The 5,219-nt window shown below is 48.8% G+C and carries 6 protein-coding genes; 3 read left to right on the top strand and 3 right to left on the bottom strand.

Annotated features, from left to right (window positions below):
- Positions 1-579: hypothetical protein (locus PHW04_19045; protein MDD2717991.1), on the bottom strand; the 579-nt coding region annotated here is incomplete at its 3' end.
- A gap of 223 nt (positions 580-802) precedes the next feature.
- On the opposite strand from PHW04_19045, the gene PHW04_19040 reads away from it, so the two are divergent.
- Both PHW04_19040 and PHW04_19035 read left to right on the top strand, forming a co-directional pair.
- On the top strand, positions 803-1,594 hold the full coding sequence (locus PHW04_19040; protein ID MDD2717990.1) for an aminoglycoside phosphotransferase family protein: 792 nt from the start codon (positions 803-805) through the stop codon (positions 1,592-1,594).
- A gap of 31 nt (positions 1,595-1,625) precedes the next feature.
- A complete protein-coding gene (locus PHW04_19035; protein MDD2717989.1) occupies positions 1,626-2,096 on the top strand; it encodes a YdeI/OmpD-associated family protein in 471 nt (156 codons plus the stop codon).
- 272 nt (positions 2,097-2,368) lie between these two features.
- On the opposite strand, the gene PHW04_19030 is transcribed toward PHW04_19035, so the two are convergent.
- On the bottom strand, positions 2,369-3,082 hold the full coding sequence (locus tag PHW04_19030; GenBank protein ID MDD2717988.1) for a hypothetical protein: 714 nt from the start codon (positions 3,080-3,082) through the stop codon (positions 2,369-2,371).
- A gap of 31 nt (positions 3,083-3,113) precedes the next feature.
- Positions 3,114-3,878: a hypothetical protein gene (locus PHW04_19025; protein ID MDD2717987.1), complete on the bottom strand. Its 765-nt coding sequence runs from the start codon at positions 3,876-3,878 to the stop codon at positions 3,114-3,116.
- Positions 3,879-3,993: 115 nt separating this feature from the next.
- Between PHW04_19025 and PHW04_19020 the strand changes: the two genes are divergently transcribed.
- The coding region (locus tag PHW04_19020) for a hypothetical protein (GenBank protein MDD2717986.1) at positions 3,994-5,219 on the top strand (1,226 nt) is incomplete at its 3' end.

Raw genomic sequence — 5,219 nt, 5'->3', positions numbered from 1 at the left:
ACAGACTACGAATTGCGCAGGATGCCTGCCTGTCAGGGCAATCGTCTCCCACAGGAACAGGACCATCGCCAGAAGAGATCCGTAGACAGCTGTGGCCCTGCTGGTGCGCAGGGTATTCACACTAAGAAAGAAAAGTAATAATGTCGGCGAAAGATAGATGAACCAGCGGGAGTCAGACTCGGACATCGTTCCGGAAAATGTCAGGGCTGTGAGCGTGAAATATGCTGTGGGGAATGCAAGGTCAATCGTAAGCGCAGTCATGCTCAGCCATTCCGGAGCCCCAAACCGCCGGATTCCAAGCATTATTCCGAGGGCACAGACGACGACTGCGGTCCAGAATAAAGCAGGTCCCCAGCTGTCCATGACGCCTGACACAGTCATGGCAACACTCAGCACACACATGGCCGCAGCGATTCCGATACGATAGCGTCCGATCAGCAGCTCGGCTTCGGTTCTTGACAGCCGCATCGTTTCCTCGATCTGGTCCTGCGCCAGCCTCGCCACGAAATCCCTGCTCAGAGATTGGGGTGAGTCCAGGCATGTCTGAGATATCCGGTCTTTTTTATCTGCAGTATTCATGACTGTAGTATGCCAGTTCACGGCAGGTTGTTCAATAAGCCTCTTGCAAAGTTGACATCTCCTGTCCATGTTTTCTGTTATCATTCTTTCAAGACCTTCACAAAAGGATTCAGTCAAATGAAAAAGCAAATTGTATGCTCAGACAGAGATCGGGCTGGAGCTGTTCAACTGTGTTAGAAGCTTGGTCAGGAAAGCCGGATAATATATTGTTGAGAAAAAAAAGATGAATATCTCTGATTGCATTGCCAAAGGCAGAACTGCTGAACTGTTCGACCTTCCGGAAGGTCGTGTTCTGAAACTGTACTTCAGCACTTTTCATCGCTCAACAGTGGAGAAAGAGTTCCGGAATACTCTTGCGGTTCACAAAGCTGGACTGCCTGTGCCATTCCCCCATGAGATCATCGTGAAAAACGACAGGTACGGGATTGTGTACGAAAAAGTCAACGGTAAGATCATGACTGAGCTCATGCAGGAAACTGGCATACAGCTATGGATATCCCAGTTCGCAGACCTGCACAGAAAAATCCATAGACAAACTGATCTCAAAAACCTGCGCATTCTGAGCCACAAGCTGACTGAAAACATCCAGTCCGTCGATTTTCCGGAGAGAGCGTCAAAACTTCGGCTGTTGAAAATGCTGTCTCTGCTGAATCACGGAGCGTCTCTTTGCCACGGGGATTTTCACCCTGGCAACATTATTGTTTCGCAGCCTGGCCCTGTAATCATCGATTGGACGGATTGCTCCATAGGGAATCCGATGGCAGATGTGGCGAGAACAGTCATACTCATCGAGGAATCCGGATGCCTGAGCGATGAATCTGCCAGACAGCTCTGCAGTGATGCGATCACAGGATATCTTGAAGAGTATTTTCAGGATCCGGAGCCGCCACCGGAGCTGGAAAAATGGAAGATCCTGATCTGTGCAGCCAGGATTTCAGAAGGCCTGGATCAGAAAACAACTGAATGGCTGCATGGCAAAGTCAGGAACGGCTTGGGTTCCTGTGCATTAGTGTAGTGCCCGATCAAGGACTGCAGGAGGCTTGTTTATGACGATCTATGAATTCGATGCCGTGATTCTGAAGCACGATGAGATCGATGCCGCTTTCATTGAATTCCCCTATGATGTGGAAAAAGAGTTCGGCACTAAAGGCCAGGTCAAGATTCTGGCGACTTTTGACGGCTGTGCGTATCGAGGTTCCCTGGCGAAAATGGGGCATGCCTGCCACTGCCTCGGATTGACGAAAGTGATCCGGAGCAGAATCGGCAAGCAGCCTGGCGAAACCATCCATGTTGTCATAACCAGAGACGACCAGCCTCGTGAAATTGAAATCCCTGATGTTTTCATGGAAAGGCTCAGCAGCAGTCCTGAAGCCAGAAAGCTCTTTGACAGCCTCTCCTTTACAAACCGCAAAGCTTACGTCCAGTGGATTATCTGCGCCAAAAAGGAAGAGACCCGCAGCAGGAGAACCGATGACTCGATCAGACTTCTTCTGAAAGGCATTAAAAGTCCTCGATGAATACTCAATGAGTTTACATGTGCCCCAAATGCTTGAAATCAATCCGGATAGAGTATGGCAATCCCTGGAAATCAGAGTAATTGAGCAGCGGACTGCTGCCCAATTTGAAGGGTTGGACATACTTTTGCGAAGTAACTCATCTGAACTGCGTTATTTCTGTTCGTGTGCAATGTCTTGAAAATCATGAATCTCATCTTCATGTTCCGGGTTGTTAGGCCTGACAATCAGCGTTTGGTCCAAGACTTGGCAATATTCAATGCTCTCTTTTTTGTTCAAGGGGTGACTTCTGAAGTCCCCTGATTGCTTGCTTCTACTGTGCCGCGCGGGGCACTCATCCTGCCGTCATTTTCAGCAGGCCCGATGTCTGCACCTTTGCCGAGCGCATCCACAATCCTGTTGAACGCAGGATCAAGTTTACTCTCATATTCAGGCAGCTGGTCTGCGTAAGCGTAAAAATTACTGATCTCTTTACCGTCGAAATTAGCTCTGATAATGTCCAGGATCGCCTGATCCGACAATTCCTGTGCTTTAAGAGCTCCTTTAATGGTGGCATGGATTTTCATTTGAGGGGTGCTTGAACCAAGATTGATCCCGCTTCCAAGCGACGGCTTGAATTTGGTGTCCAGCCAGCCGGAAAATTTACTGGCGGCCCAGTCCCAGGCACCCTTAGCGGCAGGCTGCCCTTTTTTTAATGGTTTAGCCTGAACTGCCATCTCAAGACCCATTATTTTGATCAGTCCTTCCGGAGAATTGTTGACCACTTTGTAATGCTTGATGAAATCCACGACCTTGTCCGAATCAGTCTGCAACACTTCCACGGCTTTGTCGATCGGCAGTTCTTCCCAATTATAGGTATCTCCTGCCAGAGGTTCGATCACGTCCTTGACCAGGTCGAAGTCCCTGAACCCGTCCTGCTTGCCTACACCTTTTTCTGCATAAGCATTAAAGCAGAACAGCAAAAACAGGGGAAACAGAATTTTCAGCATGTTCCACTCCTATTATTCATTCACAGGAAAACTAAAAACCAAGTGCAGTTTCAACAGCTTTCACAGAATAATCGTCAGCTGACGAAAACATATTGACCACTGTACGTTTTTGAGCACCGTTAAGCCCTGCTCTTTTGACGATAAATTCCACGCCTTTAGCTGCATTCTCAACAGTCACACCCTTCTGCTGACATTCGCACAGAAATTTTTCAATCAGCATTTTCACAGCTCCGGTAGTTGCACTGGCATTGACACCGCCTGCTGGATTGATCGTGTTCTGATCCCAGACACTTGGCTCATCGCCCTTGCCTCTGAGCTTTTCCTTTGCAGGTTGCGCTTCCTGATTGTCCTCAGTGGTGATTTCGCTCAATTCAGAATCTTCAAAAAACGGGACCCAGTCTTTAGACGAGATATTCTTCTCTCCCCTGGTTGTGCCTTCTGCGGGAAAGAAATTGGGATAATACTTAAATGCCTGGCCCAGAGCCGCGTTCCGCGCCCATTTATTCATATCATCCATGGGAATCGTTTCATAATAGTTAAGCACTTTCTGGTAAGCTTTCATGGCTGTATCTTTGGTGGCGCAAGTCTGCATGATCAGCTGTTTCAGCGTGAATCCACCGGCATAATTGATTTTGCCTTCATTCCTGTAATCATCTGCCGCCTTGGTCAGGTCAACAGGAGCGTTTCCGTCTTTCTTGCCCTGGAACTTGCTGTTACTGTCCGCAGAAACCACACCATCCGCATAAAGGGTAGTAAAAGCAAGGAAAAGAAACGCCAGAAAAATACTTTTTGTCACAGTCCACCTCCATGAATGGTTACAGATAATTTCAGATCAGATAAAATATACCATAATCCGGTTGTTTTATCATTATTATTTTCGCCTGACAGTTCTTCTGTTATCATGGATTCAGATGAAAATAATGAAACGCGCTTTTGTGCTTCCAGTGGTCCTGGTCCTGCTGCTAGTGTTGTCTATGCTCGGATTATACCTGAACCGCACGGCAGCAAGGGAATATGTCTTCACCTACCGCAGCGCAGACCATCTGCGCGCCCTGTATCTGGCTCAGGGTGTGATTCAGGCAACCCTGGCCCAGGTAGAAAAACACATGAATCTGGAGCTGAGGCCTTTTTTCGCTTCCGACAAAGCCGCGAAAGGCATGATTTCCAAGTGGACTGATCTGGATCAGGAATTCGGCACTGCAGTGAATGACCTGACCGACAGCCTGAATCAGAGCGACGGGTCAAACATCATCGACGAAGGTGAATTCAAGGTAGCCAAACTGGATGCTTCCCTGTCCGAATCCAGGCTGCTCAATGACCAGGGAACTGGTTATGGAGACCGCACCCGCAGGTTATCCATTACTGCCACGATCGAGTACCAGGGAGCAGGTTCTCTGAGTAAATCGCTCTCCTTCCAGAAGAAAATCACCCAGTGCTTTGACGTCAAGGTTGCAGATGTGCGTCCTGCGGGGAATCAATATGTCCTGATGGTCTCCAAAGTGAGAAATCCGCAGGCTGAATTCAACGACCGCGGAGGACATCTGTTCGTCAGTTTCCGCGACAAACTGGGGGAGAGCCTTGGAATCTCCATCGGTCAGCCTGCCCTGATCGATCTGTATGGCGAATATTTTCAGCATGACGACTGGGAACGCTTCAGGAAACAGAAGGAATATGATCTGCACTCCGGGGATACCAATTCACCTCATTCCCTGATTCCAGGCTGGGCAGAAAAAAACGATCCTGGTCCGATTACCCCTAAGGGTAATTTTGTGGCAGACAATGAACCCTGGCACAGCAAACCGACTGACCTCAAACAACCCGGCCGTTCCACCCTGAACCGTTTCGACTGCGCCAAGCCGGACATGAGCGAAAAAAAATTCGGCGGAAGCGTACCTCATTCAAAAGGCTGTCAGAATGGAAAATCTCTCCTGGATACAGGGGGAGGAATCAACCTGGAAGGGACTGGCTCGGATTGCAACGCACCTGGCATCGACTTCCTGCCCCTCAAGCATCCTTTGACAGAAAGCAAACTGTTTTTCAACTGCGGCCTGCAATCAGGCCGCACCCATCTTTTTTACGAAAACTGCCGCATCCCCTCGCCAATCTTCGGAGAAGTGCGCAAGAAATGGCAGGCCAA

Source organism: Candidatus Wallbacteria bacterium (genome assembly GCA_028687545.1).
In the GTDB taxonomy this organism is placed as follows: domain Bacteria; phylum Muiribacteriota; class JAQTZZ01; order JAQTZZ01; family JAQTZZ01; genus JAQTZZ01.
Note: the sequence above shows the minus strand (reverse complement) of the source record. Positions and strands in the feature narration are given on the sequence as shown.

What these genes read in the sequence shown, in the direction of transcription:
- PHW04_19040 (MDD2717990.1), top strand. Translation starts at nt 803, where the DNA reads ATGAATATCTCTGATTGCATTGCCAAAGGCAGAACTGCTGAACTGTTC.
- PHW04_19035 (MDD2717989.1), top strand. Translation starts at nt 1,626, where the DNA reads ATGACGATCTATGAATTCGATGCCGTGATTCTGAAGCACGATGAGATC.
- PHW04_19030 (MDD2717988.1), bottom strand. Translation starts at nt 3,082, where the DNA reads ATGCTGAAAATTCTGTTTCCCCTGTTTTTGCTGTTCTGCTTTAATGCT.